Genomic DNA, 21,741 nt, shown 5'->3' with positions numbered 1-21,741 from the left:
GAGGCCTCACGCCGTGATTTCGGTCAGGTCGCGGATGATTTCCGAGGCGGCCACCGGGTCGAGTTTGCCCAGCGGGACCAGGCCGCTGTCGGAGCGGCCCCAGACGCTGTAGCTGCCGTCGTGCAGGTAGACGCCGGTCAGCTTCTGTTCGGGGAACTCGGTGGGCATGCCGACCACGATGCCGGGGTCGAGTTCGACCGTCACCTCCAGGCTCGGGCCCAGTTTCAGCTCGATGGCGCCCTGCACGCCGCCGTCCATCGGGTCGTCCCGCCGCCAGCCGCGCCGTTCCAGGCCCAGCACCTTGGTGGTGGCCAGCTCGATGCCCTCGAAGCGGGTCAGCCGGCTCGCGGTGGCCTCGGCCGGGGTGAGCGCGAACGTCTCCCGGCTCAGTTGGGGGAACGGCTGCAGGATCTCGTAGTCGGCGAACAGCTCCGACCAGGTGGCGAGCTCGCCGGCCAGCTGCAGCGGGTGGGCGACCCCGATCACGGCGTCGTCGGCGATGGTGGTCTCGTCGTCGTCCACGGTGGAGAAGGTGCGGTCCTCGGCGACCCGGATCGCGCCGACCAGGTTTCCGGTTTCGTCGTAGCCGCCCCAGACCAGGCGGCGGACGATGTGCCAGAGCAGCGGGTGGCCCACGAACAGCTGGCGGAACTCGGTGCCGGACCAGCGGCGGCCGGTGACCATGGCTCGTTCGAGGCGGCGGATCTGGTCGGCGGCGACCGTGCGGACGTCCTTCTTCAACGCCGCGAACTGCTTGTAGGCGGCCTCACCGAGCGCGGCGTCGTCGCGGGCACCCGGCTTGGGCAGCGCCTTCAGGTGCTTGCCGGCCGCGTCCGTCACATAGGGACGCAGCTGCTCGTCGAAGCCGACCACGAACTGGCGGGGGCCGTAGTCGAGGCGCAGGCTGCCGTCGGCGTCCAGGCCGAAGTCGGGCACCAGCCGGTCGGCCAGCTGCTCGGCGCTCAGCCCCAGCGCGGCCGCGACCTCGTCCATCTTCTGGTTGGCGGCCGCCTTGAGGCCCTTGAACTTGGCCCGCTGGGCGATGCCGTGCAGGTGCATCAGGGCCACGTCGCTGCCGATGGCGGCCAGCACGTTGACGCCGGTGACCGCCTTGGCGTGCCCGCCCTCGCCGGGCCAGGCCAGGATCAGCGGGGTGAGCCGGCGGACCGTCTCGTCGTCGCCGATCAGGCCGAGCGCGTCGAGCACCCAGCTCTCCTTGGAGTTGGAACCGGCGGCCTGCCAGCGCTGGAACACCCCCCACGCGAACTCGGCCAGCCCGGCCGGGTCGAACGCCGGCTTGACCACCTCGACGCCCGCATAGGGATCGTCGAGCTTGGACAGGGCCAGGACGGTCAGCAGGTTGGCGACCGCGTCGCCCGGCAGGCTGCCGCCGTTGTCGCGCAGTGGAACCGGGGGCAGCAGCCCGGGAACAGCCCAGGACGGCGCGGGTGGGAGCTTGGCCGGCAGAACCGTGAGCGGGTCGGTGGCCAGGAGGGTCTCGATCGCGGCTTCGACCGTGGGGCCGTAGGAGGCGGCCGCGGCCCGGACCGCCTCGGAGTGGCCGTTGGTGTGCAGGATCAGCAGCGCGCGTTCGGCCTGGCGGCGGGCCGGGCCGGCCTTGTCGAGCGCGGGCGGGATCAGCGCCCGGGACGCCGAGGTGGCGTGCCGCAGCAGCCAGGTCATCGCGGTGCGGCGCACGCTCTTGAGCCGGGACAGCCAGTCGGCCATGTGCACCGCGATCGCGGGCGACGAGTAGGGCAGGAAAGCCGCGGCGATCTCGGTGGGTGTCTTGCCGGCCATGTAGAGCATGGGTTTCAGGGCGTCCAGCTCGAAGCGGGCGGTGATCACCCGCATCCAGGTGCCGGAGTCGTAGATCTGGGTGGGTTTCCAGTAGCCGAGGGCCGGGCGGGCGATCAGCTCGGGTGCCTGGGCGAAGAAGCGGACCGGCTCGTACCAGTTCGCGCGGCCGGTCACGATCCGCTTGGCCAGTTGCACCCAGTCCTCGTCGTCGCGGCCGTAGCGCTCGACCGGGGTCTGCGCCCAGGTGTCCCGCTCGCCCGGCAGCCACTCGATCGTCGCCGGGTCGGAGCAGGTCAGGCCGGGGATGACGATCGGCTTGGCGGCCTTGGTGCGCCGCTCCCACGGCGGGCTGGCCAGCAGCGGCGGCACGGCGGCCGGGTCGGCGACCGCGAGGCTGGACGCGCGGGCGGCGATCGCGTCGATGCGGGCCGCCGCGTCGGGGCTCAGCTCGGGGCGGACCGTGTCGAGCAGGTCGAGGTGCGCGAGGACGTGCGCGCGCAGCAGGTCGGCCACGTCGCGCTTGTCGCCGGCCTCGGCCAGCAGGCGCAGGCCACGCGCCGGGAAGCGGTCGACGGCCTCCAGCAGGGCGGGCATCACGTATTTCACGTCGACCCGCTCGATCAGGCCGGTCATCACCTCGTCGCCGGGGAGCGCGGCGAGCACCGCGAGCAACCGGCGCTGGCCGTCGGCGCCGCGGTCGTCGTCGAACCAGTGGAACAGGGCCGGGGCGCAGGCCGGGCCGACCCCCTCGGCGAGCGTGTTGAGCAGGGTGCGCTGGCTGACCACCGAATAGGTGTGCACCAGCGACGCGAGGGTAACCGCCTGCGCCCGGGTGGTGGCCGCGGTGACCAGAGCCACGCCACGGTAGCCGCTGGCGGCGGCCTCGGCGTCGGCCAGGTCGGCCGCCACCCACTCGGCCTGGTCGGGGGCGAGGACCGAGGTGGCGAGCCGCAGGTAGGGGTGGGCGGCGCGGTAGTCGGCCAGGAACGTGACCGCCGCGGCGTAGTCGTCGTCGGAGGCGGCCGCCAGTGCCTCGCGGACCTGCAGCGCGATGACCAGCGGCACGTCGGGTCGCCAGCCCTGCCGCTCCTCGCCCAGACGCATCGGCCGGACCATGAAATCGGGGTTGTTGGGGCGGTGGAAGGAGCCGTGCTCGGTGATCTTCAGGGCCATCACCTCGACGGCGGCCTCGACCGCGAACGGCAGGCCGCGCTCGGCGATCCACACGTCGGCGAACGCGGTCATCCGATTCTCGTCGTTCCACCGGCCGAGCGCCGAGGCGATCGCCGCCGCGGCCGCGCCGACCGGCGCGGCGGTGGGGTCGCCGGCGAGCCAGGCCAGCCCGGCCTGGCGGATCAGCGGGTCGGTGCCGGCCGACTCGAGGACGCGTTTCACCTGGTTGGGGACCCGCTTGAGCTCCTCGTCGACGATCGCGCGGGCCTTGGCGTCGGGCTTGAACTTCCCGAGGCCGACGCTGCCCCGGCGGGCGCACCGATAGCGATACCAGGCGGTGGGGACGACGAACGTGTCCTCATCGGCCGGCGGCGAAGCGACCGGCACCGAAGCGACGGGCGCGGGAGCAGCGGGAGCGGCGGGAGGCGCGGGAGCGGCGGCCGACGCCGGGGCCGGCGGCGCGGCAACCGGCGCGGGTGTCGTGAGAGCCGGCGCCGGCGACGAAGGCGGGACGGGGACGGCTGCGGTTGTGGGACTGACCTCCGCGTACCCCTTCTTGGTCTTCTCGGCGATCAGCTTGCCCTCGTGCACCGCCGCAAGCCCGTCGTCGGCGAAGGTTTTGGTCTTGGTCTGGCCGGTCGTGCCGACCCGGCCGAATCGGACCGTCACCTCGACGCCGTCGCGCCAGATTTCCCAGAATTTCGCCGATGTGCCCTCGACGAACTCGAAGCTCCGCATGGGCCGGAACGTTAGCGGGGGCGTACGACAAAAATCTTGACGGGCGGGTTGTATGCAAACTTGCTGAGAACCTCGCGAGGATCTTGCGGAAACGACGGGGGCGGGGCAAGGATTGCATGCAATCGGCGCGAGGAGGCCCCGTGCGACCGGCAGCGGAGCAGGTCACCCAGTCCCTACGGGACGAGATCATGTCTGGTGCCATCGCGTCCGGCACCCGCCTCGGCGAGGCCGAGCTGGCCGTCCGGTTGTCGGTCAGCCGAACGCCGGTTCGGGAGGCTTTGTCCAGACTTGCCGCCGAGGGTCTCGTCGAGCTGACGCCGCATCGCGGCGCCCGCGTCGCGACCTGGAGCGAGGAGCAGCTGCGCGAGATCTTCGAGCTGAGGTTGCGGCTGGAGCCCTATGCGGTGCGTCAGGCGGTGCCCCGGCTGCACTCCGACCAACTGGACCAACTGGACGAACTGGCGGAGGCGATGATCCAGAATCGGAGCCTGGATCGGCTGGTCGACCTCAACCGGCGGTTTCACGGGATGTTCATCGACGCGGCCGGGTCGTTGCCGCTGGCCGGCGCCCTGAAAGCCGTCACCCACGCGGCGGTGGTGCACCAGAACTTCGCCGACTACACGCCCGACGCGATGCACCGCAGCCTCAACCATCACGTGGAGATGGTGGCGGCCGCGCGAGCCGGTGACGGCGACTGGGCGGAAGCGGTCATGCGCGCACACCTCTACAACGCGCGGGCCACCATGATCGGAGGTCCGCTGTGACCCTTCCCCTGGACGACCTGCGGGTGGTCGAGTTCGGTCAGCTGCTGGCCGGGCCGTTCTGCGGGCAACTGCTCGGCGACTTCGGCGCCGAGGTGATCAAGGTGGAAGACCCTGGTCGCGGCGATCCGATGCGGCAGTGGGGGCGGGAGAAACCGCACGGCAAATCGCTGTGGTGGCCGGTTGTCGCCCGCAACAAGAAGTCGGTGACCTGCGATCTGCGGCAGCCCGAGGGGCAGGCGCTGATCCGCAAGCTGATCGACACCGCCGACATCGTGGTGGAGAACTTCCGGCCCGGCACCCTGGAGCGCTGGGGGATAGGCCCGGCCGAGCTGTGGGAGACCAACCCGGGGCTGATCGTCACCCGGGTGACCGGTTACGGGCAGACCGGGCCGTATGCCAGCCGGGCCGGGTTCGGCTCGATCGGCGAGGCGATGGGCGGGATCCGCTACGTGATGGGGGATCCGGATCGGGCACCGGTGCGAGCGGGGATCTCGCTGGGCGACTCGCTCGCGGCCACCTACGCCACCATCGGGACGCTTGTCGCGGTGCACAACCGCACCCGGACCGGGCGTGGGCAGGTGGTCGACTCGGCGATCTACGAGGCCGTCCTGGCGATGATGGAATCGCTGCTGCCGGAGTGGGCGGTGGCCGGTTACCAGCGCGAACGCACCGGGGCGGTGCTGCCGAACGTGTCGCCCAGCAACGTCTATCCGACCGGCGACGGGGATCTGATCCTGATCGCCGCCAATCAGGACAGCGTTTTCGGGCGGCTGGCCACCGCAATGGGCGAGCCAGAATTGTCCAGCGATGCCCGATATGCAACGCACGAAGCTCGCGGCGCCGCGATGGAGGAGCTCGACGGTCTGATCGCCAAATGGACGGTTAAAAAGTCCGCCGAGGAGCTTTTGTCCATTCTGCACCAGGCGGGCGTCCCGGCCGGGCGGATCTTCCGGGCCAAGGACATGTTCGCCGACCCGCACTTCCAGGCGCGGGAAGCGATCGTCACGGTGGACGAGATCCCGATGCAGAACGCCACCCCCCGGCTCAGCGAGACCCCGGGCGCGGTGCGGACCGCCGGCCCCGAGCTGGGGCAGCACAACGACGAGATCTACGGCGGCCTTCTCGGCCTCGACGAAACGGAGCGCGCGCGTCTGCGCCAAACCAAGATCATCTAAGGAGTGAGATGTCCTATCGACTCGGCGTGGATGTGGGCGGCACGTTTACCGACGTGCTGCTGGTCGACGAGGAAACCGGTTCGACGTGGCGGGCCAAGACCGCCTCGACGCCGAGCGATCAGTCAGTGGGCGTGCTGCACGGCATCGACAAGGTGTGCGCCGAGGCCGGCATCGACCGCTCGGCCGTCGCCCACGTGCTGCACGGCACCACGGTCGCCACCAACGCGATCCTCGAGGGCAAGGGCGCCACGGTCGGCCTGGTGACCACCGAGGGTTTCCGGCAGGTCTTGCAGATCGCCCGCTCGTTCGTCCCGGGCGGCCTGGCCGGCTGGATCATCTGGCCCAAGCCGGAACCTCTGGCCGACTTGGAAGATACGGTCGAGGTGCCGGAGCGGATCGGCAGCGACGGCACGGTGATCACACCGCTGGACGAGGAGAAGGCCCGGCAGGCCCTGCGAAAACTCCACGGCGTCGAGGCTCTCGCCATCTCGTTGATCAACGCCTTCGCGAACGACAAACACGAGCGGCGCCTCCTGGAGCTGGCGCGGGAGGAACTGCCCGGTGTCGAGGTCTCGTTGTCCTCCGTCGTTCTGCCGGAAATGCGGGAGTATGAACGCGCGCTGACCACCGTTGCCAACGGTTACGTCCAGCCCCAGGTCGCCCGCTACGTCGCCAACCTGAGCGCCAAGCTGAAGGCGGAGGGGGTTCCGGCCGGACTGTCCATCCTGCGCAGCGACGGCGGCCTCGCCAGCGCCGACGCGGCCATCGCGGCCCCGGTCACCATGCTGCTGTCCGGACCGGCCGGCGGGGTCACCGGCGCGGTCTGGGTGGCCGAGCAGTCCGGCCACACCGAGCTGTTGACCTTCGACATGGGCGGCACCTCGACCGACGTCGCGCTGGTGCAGGGCGGGCAGGCGCGCATCGGCCGGGAGACCAAGGTCGGTGACCTCACGGTCCGGGCCTCCGCGGTGGACGTCCGCACGGTCGGCGCCGGCGGCGGGTCGATCGCCCACGTGCCCGAGCTGACCCGCGCGTTGCGGGTCGGCCCGCAGTCGGCGGGCGCCGAGCCGGGCCCGGCCGCCTACGGCAAGGGCGGCACCGCACCCACCGTGACCGACGCCAACGTGGTGCTCGGCTACCTCCCGTCCGCCCTGGCCGGCGGCGAGATCACCCTGGACCGGGACGCCGCCCGCGCCGCGGTGCAGACGATCGCCGACGCGATGGGCCTGGAGAGCGCCGAGAAGGCGGCCGCCGGCATCATCGACATCGTCAACGAGAACATGCTCGGCGGCCTGCGGCTGGTCAGCGTGCAGCAGGGGTTCGACCCGCGCGACTTCGCCCTGGTCGCCTTCGGCGGCGCCGGCCCGTTGCACGCCAACGCGCTCGGCCGGCTGACCGGCGCCTGGCCGGTGATCGTCCCGCCGTCGCCGGGTGTGCTGTGCGCGCTCGGCGACGCGACCACCTCCGCTCGCGACGAGTCGGCCCGGACCGTTTTGCGCAAGCTGGGTGATTTGTCGGACACGGAACTGGCGACGATCTTCGAGGAGCTGGCGACGGCCGCCTCCGACCGTCTGAAAGCGCAGGGCATCACCCCTGAGCATATCGCCTATTCCGCTGATATCCGATTTGTCGGCCAAGGCAACGAGCTGCCCGTGACCTTCGAGCTGAGCGAGGGTCTCACCGGCCTGGCAACCCGCTTCGACACCGAGCACGAGCGACTGTTCTCCTTCACCCTCAACGTGGACCACGAGCTGGTAAACGCCCGTGCCACGGTGACCGGCCCCCGGCCGCGCGTGGCTCCGATCCATCTGGAAAAGGGCGACCCGGACCCACAACCCGCCCGCACCGGCGAAACCCCCATCTACGTCGACGGCCACTACGTCGACGCCGCCCTCTACGACCGGCTCAAGCTCAAAGCCGGCAACGTCATCACCGGCCCCGCGATCGTCACCGAGATGGACTCGACCACCCTGATCCTCCCCGGCCACGCCGCGACCACGGACGACGGCGGCAGCCTCCTCATCCGCCCGACGTCGAAGGAGGCCTGACCGATGGCCCGCATCGTCGAACCCAACACCACCCCGCTGGAGCCGGTCGACGTCGACCCGGTAACCCTGGACCTGGTCGAGAACGGCCTGCGCAACGCCCGCTACGAGATGGACGAGGTGCTCTTCCGCACCGCGCTCAGCCCCGGCATCCGCGAGCAGCACGACGAGTTCCCGCTGATCGCCGACCCGAGCGGCAAGATGGTGGTCGGCCAGTTCGGCCTGTCCATCCCCGACTTCCTGGCCGGTTTCGAGGGCGACATCGGCGAGGGCGACGTCCTGCTGACCTCCGACCCGTACTCCTGCGGTGCCGCGATCAGCCACGCCAACGACTGGCTGGTGGTGCTGCCGATCTTCACCGAAGGACGAGTGGTCGGCTGGGCGTCGATGTTCGGCCACATGTCCGACGTCGGCGGCAAAACCCCGTCGTCGATGCCGACCGACGCCAAGACCATCTACGAGGAGGGCGTGGTCATTCCGCCCTTCAAGCTGTACGCCGGGGGCAAGCTCAACGAGGACGCGCTGCGCATCATCCTCAACCAGGTGCGGGTGCCCGACTGGAACCGGGCCGACCTCAACGGCCTGGTCGCCGCCTGCCGCACCGCCGCGAAACGGGTCACCGAGATGTGCGCCCGGTTCGGCGTCGACACCTACCTGTCGGCGCTGGACGCCCTGCTGCAGCGCAACTACGACGCGATGAAGACGCTGCTGCACGTGGTCTTCGCCGAGGGCCGCACGCTTTCGTTCACCGATTACATCTGCGACGACGGGGTGGGCTACGGCCCGTACGAGTTGAAGCTGTCGCTGACCCGCACCGGCGACCGGGTGCACCTGGACTTCACCGGGTCGTCGCCGCAGGCGATCGGCCCGGTCAACTACTACCTGAACGAGAACCTGGCCCGGATGTTCTTCGGCATCTACATGATCACCGTGGCCGACCCGCAGATCCTCTGGAACGACGGCTTCTACCCGCTTGTCGACGTGACCATCCCGGACGGCTCGTACTGGAAACCGAAGCACCCGGCCGCCCTCAACGCCCGCAACCACGGCATCGGCCGGGTTTTCGACCTGTTCGGCGGCCTGCTCGGGCAGACCAACCCGGCCCTGCTCAACGCGGCCGGCTTCTCCTCGTCACCGCACTTCATGTACTCGGGGAACTACTCCGGCGGCGACCGCAAGGGCGAGTGGTTCCAGCTCTACTCGATCGGCTTCGGCGGCATCCCGGGCCGGCCACTCGGCGACGGCCCCGACGGTCACTCGCTGTGGCCGAGCTTCGTCAACATTCCGTGCGAGTTCCTCGAGTCCTACTACCCGCTGCGGATCGAGAAGTGGGAGACGGTCGCCGACACCGGCGGTGCCGGCCTGCACCGCGGCGGCAACGGCGTCGACGTCGCCTACCGCTTCCTGGAACCGGGCACCATCGCGATCCACGACGACCGCTGGCTGATGTACCCGTGGGGAGTCAACGGCGGCACGCCCGGCGCCCGCGGCCGTAAGTGGATCGACCGGGCCTCGGGGGAGCGGGAGGTGCTGCCCAGCAAGTGCCACGACGTGCCGGTCCACCCCGGCGACGTGCTGCACTTCGTCACCTGGGGTGGCGGCGGCTGGGGTGACCCGCTGGAGCGGGACCCGGAGCTGGTCGCGAAGGAGGTCCGGCGCGGCCTGGTCACGGCGGAAGGGGCGCTGAGGTACGGCGTCCGGGTGACCGAAAAGGGCGAAGTCCAGGAGCAGGAGACCACGGCGCTGCGTGATCAGCAGCGATCAAGAAGAGACGGGGCGTTGCCGGTCTTCGACATGGGCCCGGGCATCGAGGAGATCCTGGCCCGCTGCGAGGAGGAGACCGGTCTACCCGCCCCGATACGCCCGGTATGGCGGTGATTCTTGTGTGTCACGAAACGGGCTTGTAACGTCCGGGTCCGGCGGCCGTTCCGCTCACGAGGCGGAGCGGCCACGTTCCCGGGAGGCACCGCGATGACGTTCTACCGGCAGGTCGGCTCGATCCCACCCAAGCGGCACACCCAGCACCGCCGCCCCGACGGCGGCCTCTACGCCGAGGAACTGGTCGGCGAGGAGGGCTTCTCGTCGGACTCGTCGCTGGTCTACCACCGGGGGATCCCGTCGGCGCTTGTCGATGCCCGCCCGTGGGAGCTGCCCGACCAGACCGTCACCGCGAACTCCCCGCTGATTCCCCGGCACCTGAAGCTGCACGACCTGTTCACCGGTGAGGAGTGGAAGGCGGTCGACGCGGTCACCGGACGGCGGCTCGTCCTGGGCAATGCGGATGTGCGCATCTCGTACGCGGTCTCGGGTCTGCCCTCGCCGTTGTACCGCAATGCCGTCGGCGACGAATGTGTCTTTGTGGAGCGCGGCAGCGCGACCGTCGAAACGACCTTCGGCGCCCTGGAGGTCGGCCCCGGCGACTACGTGATCATCCCGCGCATGACGACACATCGCTGGCTGCCGCAAGAAGGCGAGCCACTGCGCACCTACGCGATCGAGGCCAACTCGCACATCGCCCCGCCGAAGCGCTACCTCTCCCGGTACGGCCAGTTCCTGGAGCACAGCCCCTACTGCGAGCGTGATCTTCGAGGCCCACAAAAAACGCTGCTCGCAGAGGGAACGGACGTCGAGATCTACGTGAAGCACCGCGGCGAGAACGGCCTCGCCGGCACGATCCACGTCGTCCCCGAGCACCCGTTCGACGTGGTCGGCTGGGACGGCTGCCTCTACCCGTACGCGTTCAACCTCAAGGACTTCGAGCCGATCACCGGGCGCGTCCACCAACCACCGCCGGTCCACCAGGTCTTCGAGGGCGCCAACTTCGTCATCTGCAACTTCCTGCCCCGCAAGGTCGACTACCATCCCCTCGCCATCCCGGTGCCCTACTACCACTCGAACGTCGACTCCGACGAGGTCATGTTCTACGTCGACGGCGACTACGAGGCCCGCAAGGGCTCCGGCATCGGCAAGGGCTCGATCTCGCTGCACCCGGGCGGGCACTCGCACGGCCCGCAGCCGGGCGCGGTCGAACGCTCCCTGGGCGCCGAATTCTTCGACGAGACCGCGGTCATGGTCGACACATTCCGCCCGCTCGGCCTCGGCGAGGCCGGCCTCGCCTCCGACGACGGCCGCTATGCCTGGTCCTGGTCCGGCCGGGGCCCAGCATGATCTTCGACCGCCTCTTCGACGACGCCGCGCTCTTCCCGCCCGGCAACGCGCCGATGGCCGAGGCCGTCCCGGCTCATCGGTCGCTGCGCTCCCGCTTCGCGGACCTGGTCGGACCCTTCGTCATCCCGGCGACCAGGCTTACGCAGCTTTTCCCGTACGCGTCGGAGCAGTCCCCGATCGACGTGTCGGTCATCGTCGCCCCCAACGGAATCGCGGGCATCCCCGACCATCCCGGCGTACGCCTCGCGGCGGTCGAGATCCCGGTCGTGACCACCGCCCCCGACGCCCGCGACGCCGTGAAGATCCTCGACGACGTGCTGCCCCCGCACCTGCCGGCCTTCATCGAGATCGGCTGGGACACCCGGCACGTCCTGGATGTGCTGGCCGGCACCCGCTACCGGGCCAAGCTGCGCACCGGCGGCCTGCGCGCCGACCTGTTCCCGACCGCGGTCGAACTGGCCGACACGATGGCCGCCTGCGTCCACCGGAACATCGCGCTCAAGTGCACGGCCGGCCTGCACCACGCCATCCGGCATCTCGACCCGGTCACCGGCTTCGAGCACCACGGCTTCCTCAACGTGCTGCTGGCCGCGTCCGCCCTGGCCGACGGCGAATCGGTGATCGTCGCCGAGGGCCACCTCGAAGCCGGTTACGGCCCGGGCCTGGCCGCCGCCGTCCGCGCCCTGACCCCGGACCAGGCCGAGGCGACCCGCCGGGTCTTCACCTCGTTCGGCACGTGCAGCGTGCTGGAACCGGTCGACGACCTGGTCCAACTCGGCCTGCTGCCTTCAAAGCCTCTGGACAGCCCGCTCTGAGCCGATACTTAACCTTGTTGGTCAACATGCTCGCCTATGGTGAAGATCTTGTATATCGCCGGGTGGGGACGCAGCGGGACCACGATCGTCGACAACATCTTCAACTCGTACAAGAACGTCTTCTCCACCGGAGAGCTGTTCTACCTGTGGCACCGCGGCCTGATCGTCGGCCGCAAGTGCGGCTGTGGCGTGAAGTTCACCCAGTGCACCACCTGGAAGAACATCCTGTCGCTGGCCTTCGCCGACCGGCTGCCCGACCCGGCCCACGTCGTCGAACTGCAGAAGAAGGCCATCCGGGTACGCCACACCCAGCACCTCGCCGACGGCACCCTCACCGCCGAGGCCGAGGAGTACCTGGAGATCTATGCGAAGCTCTACCAGGCGATCGCCGACGTCACCGGCGCCGAACTGATCGTCGACTCGTCCAAGGTGCCGTCCGGGGCCGCCCTGCTCACCCGGATGCCCGGCACCGTGCCCTACCTGCTGCACATGGTCCGCGACCCGCGCGCGGTGACCCACTCCTGGATGCGGGCCGACTCCGGACTGCGGCCCACCGCCAGCACCATGCACTGGCTGGTCCGCAACGCCATCACCGAGCGGCTCACCCGGGCCTTCCCGGACCGGCACACCCGGCTGCGCTACGAGGACTTCGCCGGCCGCCCGCAGGACACCATCGAGGAAGTCCTCGCCATGACCGGCGTGGAGCCGGCCGACGGCCCGTTCGTCAGCGAGAACACCGTGCTGCTCAAGCCCAACCACACCATCGCCGGCAACCCGAGCCGCTTTCGCAGCGGTGAGATCGCGGTGCGGCCGGACAACCGCTGGCGCGCCGAACAGCAGCTCCGCCCCCGGCTGACCGCGACCGCGCTGGCGCTGCCGATGCTGCACAAATATGGATACAGCGCCCGGGTCTGAGCCGATAGGTTGCCGGAATGGCTGAACTGCTCCCGGAAACCCGCCGTGCCCTCCTGTACCGCCTCGCCACCGCCCAGGTCCAGGGCCGGGCCCCGTCGATCGTCGCCGCGGTGGTGCGCGACGGCGGGTCGGTGTGGCTGGACAGCCGGGGGAGCGACACCGGCCGCGACGTGCAGTACCGGATCGGCTCGATCAGCAAGACCTTCGTGACCGTGCTGGTGCTGCGCCTGCGCGACGAGGGCTTGATCTCCCTCGATGACCCCATCGGCGCCCACCTGCCCGGCGACGGCGACGCGAAGATCCGCGACCTGCTCGCGCACACCGCCGGACTGGCTTCCGAGCCGCCCGGCCCGTGGTGGGAACGCACCGACGGCACCGCCCGCACCGAACTCCTCGGCACCGACGTGCCGTCCATGCGCGGGCTGCACCACTACTCCAATCCCGGGTTCGCGCTGCTCGGCGCCCTGGTCGCGCACCTGCGCGGCGCGGACTGGGGCACGGTGCTGCGCCGCGAGATCCTCGAACCGCTCGGCCTGCATCGCACCACGCTGTTGCCGACCGCCCCGCACGCGCTCGGCTGGTCGGTGCACCCGTGGGCCGACGTGCTGCTGCCCGAGCCGCTCACCGACACCGGCCCGATGGGACCGGCCGGCCAGATCTGGTCCACCGCCGACGACCTGGCGCGCTTCGCCCAGTTCCTGCTGCACGGCGACGACCGGGTGCTCGGCGCCGATTCCCTGGCCCAGATGCGTACGCCGTACGGCGCCCCCGAAGCCGACGGCTGGAACAGCAGCTACGGCCTGGGCATGCAGCTCCTGCGGCGCGGCGACCGGCTGCTGTCCGGCCACACCGGCGGCATGCCCGGCTTCGCCGCCACCGTCTGGACCAGCCCCGGCGACGACGTGGCCGCGGTGCTGCTGACCAACACCACGGCCGGCGTGCCGGTCGGCGGGGTGGCCGCCGACCTGCTGACCATCGTCGCCGACCGCGAGCCGCGCATCCCGGCCCCGTGGACCCCACTGCCCGATCTGGATCCGGCCCTGCTCGACCTGGCCGGCCCCTGGTACTGGGGTCCGGCACCCTATTCGCTTAGGCCCGCCGCCGGTGGCTGGCTGGAACTGGCCTCGCTCTCCAGCACCCGCCGGGTCCGGCTGCGCCCGGCCGGCGACGGCGAGTGGATCGGCACCGGCGACTACTTCAACGGCGAACGCCTGCGCCTGGTTCGCGACGACTCCGGCCAGGTGACCCACTTCGACCTGGGCACCTTCGTCTTCACCCGGCAGCCCTACGCACCCGCCTCGGCCATCCCGGGCGGCGTGGACCCCGGCGGCTGGCGATGACAGTGGGATGACAGCGGCCGCGCGCACGCTTCCGGCATGACGACTATGAAGGGCAACCCCGTGCGGGGCAGGATCAACGCCGTCGTGCTGCGCGGCCTCGACAACTACGGCGGGCGGCTGCTCGGCCCGCGCAAGCGGGAACTGTTCGCCGACCTGCCGCCCACGGTGGTCGAGATCGGGCCGGGCACCGGTGCCAACCTTCGGTTCTACAAGCCCGGGACCCGGTTGGTGGCGATCGAGCCCAACCCGTACATGCATGGGCCTTTGAAAGCGGAAGCCCGCCGCCGGGATATCGAATTGGATCTCCGGGCCGAAGGCGCGGAGCGGATGGACTTCCCGAACGCGAGCGTGGACGCGGTGGTCAGCACGCTGGTGCTGTGCAGCGTGCCGGACCCGGTGGCGGCGATCCGGGAGATCGGCCGGATCCTCCGGCCGGGTGGGCGGCTGATCTTCCTGGAGCACGTCCGGGCCGGCGACCATGCCGGGTACTCCGCGGTCCAGCGCCTGGTGGCCCGGCCCTGGAAGTGGCTCTTCGAGGGCTGCGACGTCGGCCGGGACACCGAGACCATGCTGCGGGCCTGCGGTTTCGAGGTCGAGGTGGATCGCTACCGGATGGCCTCGGTGCTGCTGCCGATCAACCCGCAGATCGCCGGGGTCGCCCGGCGGTGACACGATGGACCGATGCGGTTGCGGGTGCTGGGCGCGGTGCGGGCGGAGACCGCCGACGGCACCCCGATCCCGCTCGGCGACCGGCAGCGGTCCCTGCTCGCCGCGCTGCTGGCCCGGGCCGGTCGGGTCGTCCCGGCCGACCTGCTGGCCGAGCTGATCTGGGGCGACGCGCAGCCGGCCGATCCCGTTGCGGCCCTGCACAGCCAGGTTTCCCGGCTGCGGCGCACGCTGCCCGGCCTCGCGCTGATCACCGAACCGCCCGGTTACGTGCTGCGCGCGGAAACCGACGCGGACCGTTTCGACCAGCTCGTCGCTTCAGCTTTTAAAGACGACCCGGCAACCCGGGAACGGCTGCTCGGCGAGGCCCTCGCCCTGTGGCACGGCCCCGCCTACGCCGGCCCCGCCGACACCGAGATCGCCCGGCTGGAGGCGATCCGGCTCGACGAGGCCCGGCTGCAGGCCACCGAGCAGTGGCACGAGGCCCTGCTCGAAACCGGTCAGGCGGCCCGCTCGCTGCCCCGGCTCGAGGCCTTCGTGGCCGAACACCCGCTCCGCGAGGCGGCCCGCGACCTTCTGTTGCGCACCCTCTTCGCGCTGGGCCGGCAGGCCGACGCGCTGGACGCTTACCGGCAATATGTCCGCCTGCTCGCCGAGGAGCTGGGGCTGGAACCGTCGGCCGCCATCCGCGAGACCCAGCTGCGGATCCTGCGCCAGGAGCCGGTCCACCACGCGCCTCCGCTGGCCGGCCTCAAGACCTTTTCGGTGAAGGCCGGCGATCGGACCATCGCGACGGCAAGCCTGGGTTCCGGACCGCCGCTGGTCGCGCTGCCCGGCTGGGTGACCTCGATCGACGTGGTCGCGGCCGGCCGCGACCCCCGCTCCAGCCTGCTGCAACGCCTGGTGGCCGGGCACAAGATCACCATCTACGACCGGCAGGGCACCGGCCTGTCCCGCGGCCCGGTGACCGATTTCGGTCTGGCCGCAGCGGTGACCGAACTGCACGCGGTGCTCTCCGGGATGGACACGCCGGTGAACCTGCTGGCCATGTCGGAGGCCGGTCCGGTCGCGGTCGCCCTGGCCGCCGCCCACCCTTCGCTGGTCGACCGGCTGGTCTTCGTCGGCACCTACGCCGACGGCCCGGCGACCTTCCGCCGCCCCGACCTGAACGCCGCCCTGGTCGCCATGGTCCGCACGCACTGGGGCCTGGGCTCGAAGCTGTTCGCCGACCTCTTCCGCCCCGGCGCCGGCGAGGCCGCCGCCCGCCACCTGGCCGAGGTGCTGCGCGACTCCGCCGACCGCGACATCGCGGCCGGCTACCTGGAGGCGGCCTACGACGTGGACACCGCCGGTTTGCTCCCGAAGATCACCGCACCCGCGCTGGTCCTGCATTACCGCGGCGACCGGGTGATCCCGTTCGACGGCGGCCGGCAACTGGCGGGCGGCCTCCCCAACGCCCGCCTGGTGCCGCTGGACGGCCGCTACCACCTGCCGGATGCCGCCGACCTGGACCGCGTAGTCGACCTGATCACGGAATTCCTCAGCTGAAGATCAAGATCAGGATGTCGTGCCTGGGTGGGTGGTTGCGCGCCGCAGCTCCCGCCGGGGGCGGGCCGGGGCCCAGCTAACGCTGGCCCTGGCCCTTCATTCTGCGTGCGTGGCAAATACCCTGTGTTGATGCATCGGAGCCGGTTGTCCACTCTGCTGATCGACGTCCCCACCGACGAGGCCAAGAAAGCGGCGGCCTTCTGGTCGGCCGCGCTGGGCGTGCCCGCCAATCCGGTGCCCGGCGAGGAACAATTCACCTCCCTGCCCGGCATCCTGACCGGCCTGACGGTCGGCGTGCAGGCGGTGGACGACCAGGCCCGCTACCACCTGGACCTGGAAACCGACGACGTGGACGCCGAAACGGCCCGTCTGCTGGCGCTGGGCGCGGTGGAGCTCAACCGCTGGCTGGACTGCCGCATCCTGCGTGTGCCCGGCGGCCACATCGTGTGTGTGATCCCGCTGCACAGCGACCCGGAGATCTTCGCGGCCAACGCCAAGACCTGGGAGTGATTCAGCCGGCTTCGAGAACCTGGCGCATCTCGGCGATGCCCCGCTCGGTCCGGGCCAGCACGCCCGGCGCCATGGAGTGCGGAAGCACATCGGTCACCCAGACGAGCCGACTGCCGTCCCCGTCCTCGAACACCTGAAACGAGGCGTGGTGAAAGGTGATCGCCATCTTCGGCCCACTGACCACCGCATAGGACAGCCGCCGCAGCCCATCGTCGACGGAAACGATGAGCTCCCGAACCTCCGACCCGTCCGGCATGGTCAGAATCCGGGTGTCACCCTCGATCCGAGCGTCCGCCACCCGCCCCGGCAGCAGCCGGACGTGAACCGCCCCGACGTCGGCGACAGCTTCCCAGACCAGCCCCGCGGAAAGCTGCACGAACGTCTCAACCCGAACCGTGGCCACCCGCAGATGATGCCACCACCCCGTCAGTGCGGGCGGGTGGCGGCCAGGGCCCAGGCCACCAGGGCGGGCTGGCCGAGCAGGCGCAGTGCGCGCTTGCGGTCGGTGTCGAGGCCGAAGCCGTCCTTGCGTTCGAGGAACTGGGCGATGTTGCCCGGGAAGACCCCGACGAAGAATCCGGCGACCGCGTTCCCGAGGAGCCGGCGGGCCGGCTGCCGCCAGGTGGCCAGCAGCGCCGCCCCCAGCGCGAGCTCGGCGAACCCGGACACGACCACCACCTTGTCCGGGTCGACCGGGAACCACGAGGGCACCTGCGCCTGGAATTCCTTGCGCTGGGTGGTCAGGTGCCCGGCGCCGGCGGTGAGCAGGACGCCGCCGAGCGCGGCCTGCCCGATCGCCCGCAAGGCAATTTCGGATCGGCTCATCCCCACCTGATCTCCAATTTCGCCCGCCCTAATCCTCATTCGCCGAGGTGTCAGGGGCGGGCAAGGACGACGACCGGGGTCTCGCGCCCGCGCTGGGTGGCGAACGCGTCCAGGTCGCCGTAGCCGGTGTAGTCGTGCAGGGCCGACCACAGCCGGGCTCGCTCGGGGCCGGTGGCCTCGTGGGCGGTCACCGGGTGGGAGCCGCCGGTCAGGTCGACGGTGGCGCGCGGGTCGGCTTGGAGGTTGAGCCACCAGGCCGGGTCGGCCCGGTCCCAGCCGTTCATGGCCAGGGTCACCAGGGCGTCGCCGTCCTCGATGTAGCCGAGGATCACCGCCCGGGGCTGGCCGGAGCGCCGGCCGGTCGTGTGCAGACGGAGGTAGCCGAATTTGCCGCCGGGCTTCGGATCGGCGAGGCCGGTCACCCGGATCAGACCTCGGTGGGCCTTCCAGGCGCCGCGGATAAACCATCGGGGTGGGAGCTTGGGCATCGCTTCCTCCTACGGTGTAGGTCTACGCCGTAGGTTAGACCCTACGGCGTAGGGCAGCAAGTAGGATTTCGCTCGTGCCCCGACGCTCCGACGAACGCTCCGCGGTCCGCCCCAACAGCCGCCTAAGCCGGGAAGGCATCGTGGCCGCCGCCATCGACCTGGCCGACCGGGACGGCCTGGCCGGCTTCAGCATGCGGCGGCTGGCCCAGCACCTGGGCGTGGACGCAATGTCGATCTACTACCACGTCCGAGACAAGGACACCCTGCTGGCCGCCATGACCGACGCGGTAGCCACCGAGATCGCCGCCGGCGACCAGCCGGCGGCCGCGGGGCCGTGGACCGAACAGTTGCGGGCCCTGATCATGCGGGCGCGGGGGACGATGCTGCGGCATCCCTGGGCGGCGCGGGTCATCGAGGAGCGGGACAACCCGACGCCGGCGGTGCTGCTGCACATCGAGCGGGTTCTCGCGATCATGCGCGGCGGCGGCTGCTCGGTCGATCTCGGGCATCATGCGATTCACCTGCTGGGCAGCCGGATTCTCGGCTTCAGCCAGGACCTTTTCGATGACAACGGGGACGGAGCGCCGGTGCCGGACGAATGGGCGAAGGCCATGCCGCACGTGGCCGAACTGGCCGCGGCGGCCTCGCACACCGGGGCACTCGGCCCGTGTGACGACGACGCCGAGTTCGCGTTCGCCCTGGACCTGCTGCTCGACGGACTCGAGCGGCGCAGGATAGGTGCCGTCGCATGACGCGGGTGCTGAGCCGGCGAGAGGCGTCGGTGGCGGTCTTCGATCTGGGGTGGCGGTTCCTGCTGGGCACGTTGCGCACCTCGGTGCGGGTCACGTCGTGGGCCGAGGCGGTCCGGGTGGTGGCGGCGTGCGGGGACGATGTCGACGGGCACCTGCAGGCCGACGTACGCCCGGACCGGGTCGTGCTCGCCCTGCGCTCGCGGGACATCGCGGCGGTGACCGACCGCGATGTCGAACTGGCCTACCGGATCACCGTCGCGGTGCGCGAACTCGGGCTACGGACCGAGCCGCGGCCGCTCCAGGCCGTCGAGCTGGCCATCGACGCGATGGACATCCCGGCGGTGCGGCCGTTCTGGGAGGCCCTCCTCGACGAGCCGACCTTGCCGGTCTGGTTCCAGCAGATGGGCCACCCACGCCCGCAGCGCAACCGCATCCACCTGGACATCTGCGTGCCCCACGACGAGGCCCCCGGCCGCATCCTGGCCGCCCTGGCCGCCGGCGGCCGAATCGTCTCCGACGCACACTCGCCCGCCTTCTGGGTCCTGGCCGACCCCGAGGGCAACGAGGCGTGCATAACCACCTGGCAGGGCCGCGACTAGCGCGGCGGGCTCTACTTCTTTTCGCAGGCCACGCCGTCCTTGTCCCGGTCCAGGTGGGTGTTCTTCGCGTAGGTGTCGGGGTAGACCAGGAACGTGGTCACCGGCTTGCCGCTGCTTACCTTGTCGGCCGCACCGGCCTTGGCCACGCCGTGTTTGTAGACGGCGTTCAGGGCGGCGCAGTTCTGGTACTTGGCCGGCTTCGGCAGGGCAGCCTGGGCCGGGGCGGCGATCAGAGCGGCGGCGACCGTGACGGCGGCGGTGGTGCGGAGCATCGAGGTCCGTTCGTGGTTGGTGGTGGGGCCGCCATCACCTTCGCCTGGGTGGACACCGGTTGGCGCGGCAACCGGGCACGATCATGCGGACGGGTGTCAGCCCGGGTAGAACTCCAGCGTGGATAGCTGGGCGGCCGGCCAGGCCGTGTTTGCGGTGACGGTGACTCGCACGTAACGGGTCTGGGTGGGGGTTACGGAGATAACCGCCGCGTTGCCGGATCCTGGGTCGAAGGTGCGGGTGGCGGCGGCGGCCAGCGTGGTGAAGGTGGAACCGTTCGTGCTTGCGGTTATTGCCAGGGTCTGGGTTCGGGCGCCCCAGGACGGCGGGATGCGCAGGACCAGACGGCCGACCGTGACCGTGGCGCCCAGGTCCACCTGGACCCACTGGGGGAACGCGTTGTTCGTGCTTTCCCAGTAGGAGGCGGGGTCGCCGTCCACCACGTTGCCGGGGGCGTAGGACTGCACATAACCGCTGGCTGTCGTGGATTTGGCGCGGGCCTGGTCGGTAACCGGGGGCGTGCTTTCGGCGTACGCCTGGAGTTGGGCCAGCTGGGCAGCCGGCCAGCCGGTGTTGGCCGCGAACGCCAGCCGGAGATTTCGGACCGGAGTGCCGGGGAGGGTGACGGTCACCGCGTTGCTTGCGCTGGGATCGAAGACCAGGCCGACGGCGCCGGCGAGGGTGGCCAGGGTGGTGCCGTCCTGGACGCTGATGGTTTGGGTACGCCGTTCCCAGCCGGACGGCAAGCGCAGGACCAGGCGGTTCACCGGGTACGCGGCGCCCAGGTCCACCTGGAACCACTGCGGTAGCGCGCCGCTGGACTCCCAGTAGGTCGCGGTGCTGCTGTCGACGGCGTTGGAGGCGGGGTAGGGGCCGTTGGCGCTGGACGCGGTTGCCGTGCGGCCGCCGGCCAGGTCACCGGTGGGGGTGCCAACGGTCGGCTGCGTTGGGCGTACGGCCGAAAGGGGAATTTGACCTTTGAGCATCCGGCCGCCGTCGGTGGTCAGGCGCAGATAATAGTCGGCGGAGCAGGCCGTGCCGTCCTCGTCCAGGGCGCGGATGCCGGTGCCGGCCGGGACCGCGGCGGACGTCTCGGCGGTCTTGGCTATCTGGTTGCCCTCGTTGAACTCGTCGAACATGGACACGTAGAGGCCTTGGGCGCCCAGCCGGACCATGTTGTAGAGGCTGCGCCAATAGAAGTCGCCGTGCCTCCGGTGGCCGGCCGACAGGTCGCCGGGAAGTACGCATGGCTGGTAATCGATGCCGTGGGTGTTGCAGTCGGCCTGGTCGGGGGTGTTGACGTTGGTGTAGAACCAGTCGAGGCCGTCCAGGTCGCCGGTGCGGCCGACCATCCACGGCGAGATCATGTTGAATGCGTGGTAGACGTCGAGGTAGCCGGTTCGGCTGTCGTTCTTGCCCTCCCGCCAGTAGGTGGGCACTCCGCCGATCACGTAGCAGCCCTGGGCCTTCAGCCAGGTGATGACGTCGAGGCAGGCGGCCGCGGTGAAGGCGTGGTTGTCGTCGTTGAAGCCGAAACCCCACACGCAGACGACCGGCTTGCCGTTCTGCCGGGCGTAGGCGGACGACGCGGTGTGCGCGGACATTTTCGTGGTCCAGTCCGTCTTCAGCTCGGACTGCATGTTCGTCCAGCCGCTCACGTCGTACATCACGTAGAACTTGCGGCCGGTCGCCTCGGCGGCCGTTCTTACCTTCTGCGCCATCGCGTCGCGGGTCGGGCCCTCGTCGCCGACCGGGTTGAAGCGCTGCAGCGCGGCGGTGTCGATGCCGTAGGTGCGCATCCAGCCGAAGTGGGTGTCCACGGTCTGCTGGTCGTAGGAGGAGAACAGATTGGCCGGGCGGCCGTCGCCGAGGTTGGGGTAGGCGGTGGGGTAGATGTGCGTGTAGTCGCTGGTGTCCGGCCAGGACACGATCGTGGTGTTGGCCGGGGAGGGCGGCTGGAAGCGGTCGCGGCTCCAGTGCCACCAGCCGCCGATCGGGGCGCTGTCGCCGGGGCAGGCGAACCAGCCCTGATAGCCGACGCTGATCTTGCCGACGACGTCGCCGGCGGGGGATGCGGCGGCGGCTTTTCCGGCTGTGGCAAGCGGCGAGAGGGCGGCCGCGGCCAGCAGGGTACGACGAGTGAGGGGCAT

19 protein-coding genes are annotated in these 21,741 nt (G+C 70.6%); 13 read left to right on the top strand and 6 right to left on the bottom strand.

Going from position 1 to position 21,741, the window contains the following annotated elements:
• Window positions 1–6: 6 nt before the first annotated feature.
• On the bottom strand, window positions 7–3,711 hold the full coding sequence (locus Ate02nite_RS41700; protein WP_203813469.1) for a DUF4132 domain-containing protein: 3,705 nt from the start codon (window positions 3,709–3,711) through the stop codon (window positions 7–9).
• 140 nt (window positions 3,712–3,851) lie between these two features.
• On the opposite strand from Ate02nite_RS41700, the gene Ate02nite_RS41695 reads away from it, so the two are divergent.
• The 11 genes from Ate02nite_RS41695 to Ate02nite_RS41645 all read left to right on the top strand — a co-directional run bounded on the left by Ate02nite_RS41695 (window position 3,852) and on the right by Ate02nite_RS41645 (window position 16,657).
• Window positions 3,852–4,475 (top strand): GntR family transcriptional regulator, encoded by a 624-nt coding sequence (locus Ate02nite_RS41695; protein WP_203813468.1) that lies wholly within the window; start codon window positions 3,852–3,854, stop codon window positions 4,473–4,475.
• Window positions 4,472–5,650: a CaiB/BaiF CoA transferase family protein gene (locus Ate02nite_RS41690; RefSeq protein WP_203813467.1), complete on the top strand. Its 1,179-nt coding sequence runs from the start codon at window positions 4,472–4,474 to the stop codon at window positions 5,648–5,650. The genes Ate02nite_RS41695 and Ate02nite_RS41690 overlap by 4 nt, the downstream gene beginning before the upstream one ends.
• Window positions 5,651–5,658: 8 nt before the next feature.
• On the top strand, window positions 5,659–7,698 hold the full coding sequence (locus tag Ate02nite_RS41685) for a hydantoinase/oxoprolinase family protein (RefSeq protein WP_239148105.1): 2,040 nt from the start codon (window positions 5,659–5,661) through the stop codon (window positions 7,696–7,698).
• Window positions 7,699–7,701: 3 nt separating this feature from the next.
• The gene (locus Ate02nite_RS41680; protein WP_203813466.1) at window positions 7,702–9,573 is read left to right on the top strand and encodes a hydantoinase B/oxoprolinase family protein; all 1,872 of its coding nucleotides are present in this window, start codon (window positions 7,702–7,704) and stop codon (window positions 9,571–9,573) included.
• A gap of 93 nt (window positions 9,574–9,666) precedes the next feature.
• Entirely contained in the window at window positions 9,667–10,863 is a 1,197-nt protein-coding gene (locus Ate02nite_RS41675) for a homogentisate 1,2-dioxygenase (RefSeq protein WP_203813465.1), read from the top strand.
• Window positions 10,860–11,678, top strand: a complete 819-nt coding sequence (locus Ate02nite_RS41670; RefSeq protein ID WP_203813464.1) for a hypothetical protein — start codon at window positions 10,860–10,862, stop codon at window positions 11,676–11,678. The genes Ate02nite_RS41675 and Ate02nite_RS41670 overlap by 4 nt, the downstream gene beginning before the upstream one ends.
• A 36-nt stretch (window positions 11,679–11,714) precedes the next feature.
• Window positions 11,715–12,593, top strand: coding sequence for a sulfotransferase (locus Ate02nite_RS41665; protein ID WP_203813463.1), 879 nt, complete (start codon window positions 11,715–11,717; stop codon window positions 12,591–12,593).
• Window positions 12,594–12,610: 17 nt separating this feature from the next.
• Window positions 12,611–13,933, top strand: a complete 1,323-nt coding sequence (locus tag Ate02nite_RS41660) for a serine hydrolase domain-containing protein (RefSeq protein ID WP_203813462.1) — start codon at window positions 12,611–12,613, stop codon at window positions 13,931–13,933.
• Between the two features lie 36 nt (window positions 13,934–13,969).
• Window positions 13,970–14,602 (top strand): class I SAM-dependent methyltransferase, encoded by a 633-nt coding sequence (locus Ate02nite_RS41655; RefSeq protein ID WP_203813461.1) that lies wholly within the window; start codon window positions 13,970–13,972, stop codon window positions 14,600–14,602.
• Window positions 14,603–14,614: 12 nt separating this feature from the next.
• Window positions 14,615–16,147: a bifunctional AfsR/SARP family transcriptional regulator/alpha/beta hydrolase gene (locus Ate02nite_RS41650; RefSeq protein WP_203813460.1), complete on the top strand. Its 1,533-nt coding sequence runs from the start codon at window positions 14,615–14,617 to the stop codon at window positions 16,145–16,147.
• A 129-nt stretch (window positions 16,148–16,276) separates the two neighbouring features.
• Window positions 16,277–16,657 carry a VOC family protein gene (locus Ate02nite_RS41645; RefSeq protein WP_203813459.1) on the top strand — a complete coding sequence of 127 codons (381 nt, stop codon included), beginning with the start codon at window positions 16,277–16,279 and terminating at the stop codon, window positions 16,655–16,657.
• A gap of 1 nt (window position 16,658) precedes the next feature.
• On the opposite strand, the gene Ate02nite_RS41640 is transcribed toward Ate02nite_RS41645, so the two are convergent.
• From Ate02nite_RS41640 to Ate02nite_RS41630, 3 genes are read right to left on the bottom strand one after another with little or no spacing between them, the layout of a single operon-like run.
• Window positions 16,659–17,060, bottom strand: a complete 402-nt coding sequence (locus tag Ate02nite_RS41640) for an SRPBCC family protein (RefSeq protein ID WP_203813458.1) — start codon at window positions 17,058–17,060, stop codon at window positions 16,659–16,661.
• Between the two features lie 23 nt (window positions 17,061–17,083).
• Entirely contained in the window at window positions 17,084–17,482 is a 399-nt protein-coding gene (locus tag Ate02nite_RS41635; protein ID WP_203813457.1) for a DoxX family protein, read from the bottom strand.
• 50 nt (window positions 17,483–17,532) lie between these two features.
• The gene (locus Ate02nite_RS41630; RefSeq protein WP_203813456.1) at window positions 17,533–17,970 is read right to left on the bottom strand and encodes a nitroreductase/quinone reductase family protein; all 438 of its coding nucleotides are present in this window, start codon (window positions 17,968–17,970) and stop codon (window positions 17,533–17,535) included.
• A gap of 74 nt (window positions 17,971–18,044) precedes the next feature.
• Between Ate02nite_RS41630 and Ate02nite_RS41625 the strand changes: the two genes are divergently transcribed.
• A complete protein-coding gene (locus Ate02nite_RS41625) occupies window positions 18,045–18,722 on the top strand; it encodes a TetR/AcrR family transcriptional regulator (RefSeq protein WP_203813455.1) in 678 nt (225 codons plus the stop codon).
• Entirely contained in the window at window positions 18,719–19,321 is a 603-nt protein-coding gene (locus tag Ate02nite_RS41620; protein WP_203813454.1) for a 4a-hydroxytetrahydrobiopterin dehydratase family protein, read from the top strand. The genes Ate02nite_RS41625 and Ate02nite_RS41620 overlap by 4 nt, the downstream gene beginning before the upstream one ends.
• Before the next feature lie 11 nt (window positions 19,322–19,332).
• On the opposite strand, the gene Ate02nite_RS41615 is transcribed toward Ate02nite_RS41620, so the two are convergent.
• Both Ate02nite_RS41615 and Ate02nite_RS41610 read right to left on the bottom strand, forming a co-directional pair.
• Window positions 19,333–19,593, bottom strand: a complete 261-nt coding sequence (locus tag Ate02nite_RS41615; RefSeq protein WP_203813453.1) for an excalibur calcium-binding domain-containing protein — start codon at window positions 19,591–19,593, stop codon at window positions 19,333–19,335.
• Between the two features lie 96 nt (window positions 19,594–19,689).
• The gene (locus Ate02nite_RS41610; protein ID WP_203813452.1) at window positions 19,690–21,741 is read right to left on the bottom strand and encodes a glycoside hydrolase family 99 protein; all 2,052 of its coding nucleotides are present in this window, start codon (window positions 21,739–21,741) and stop codon (window positions 19,690–19,692) included.

It is taken from the genome of Paractinoplanes tereljensis (assembly GCF_016862435.1).
Taxonomy (GTDB): Bacteria; Actinomycetota; Actinomycetes; order Mycobacteriales; family Micromonosporaceae; genus Actinoplanes; species Actinoplanes tereljensis.
This window is presented reverse-complemented; position numbering and strand designations above follow the sequence as displayed.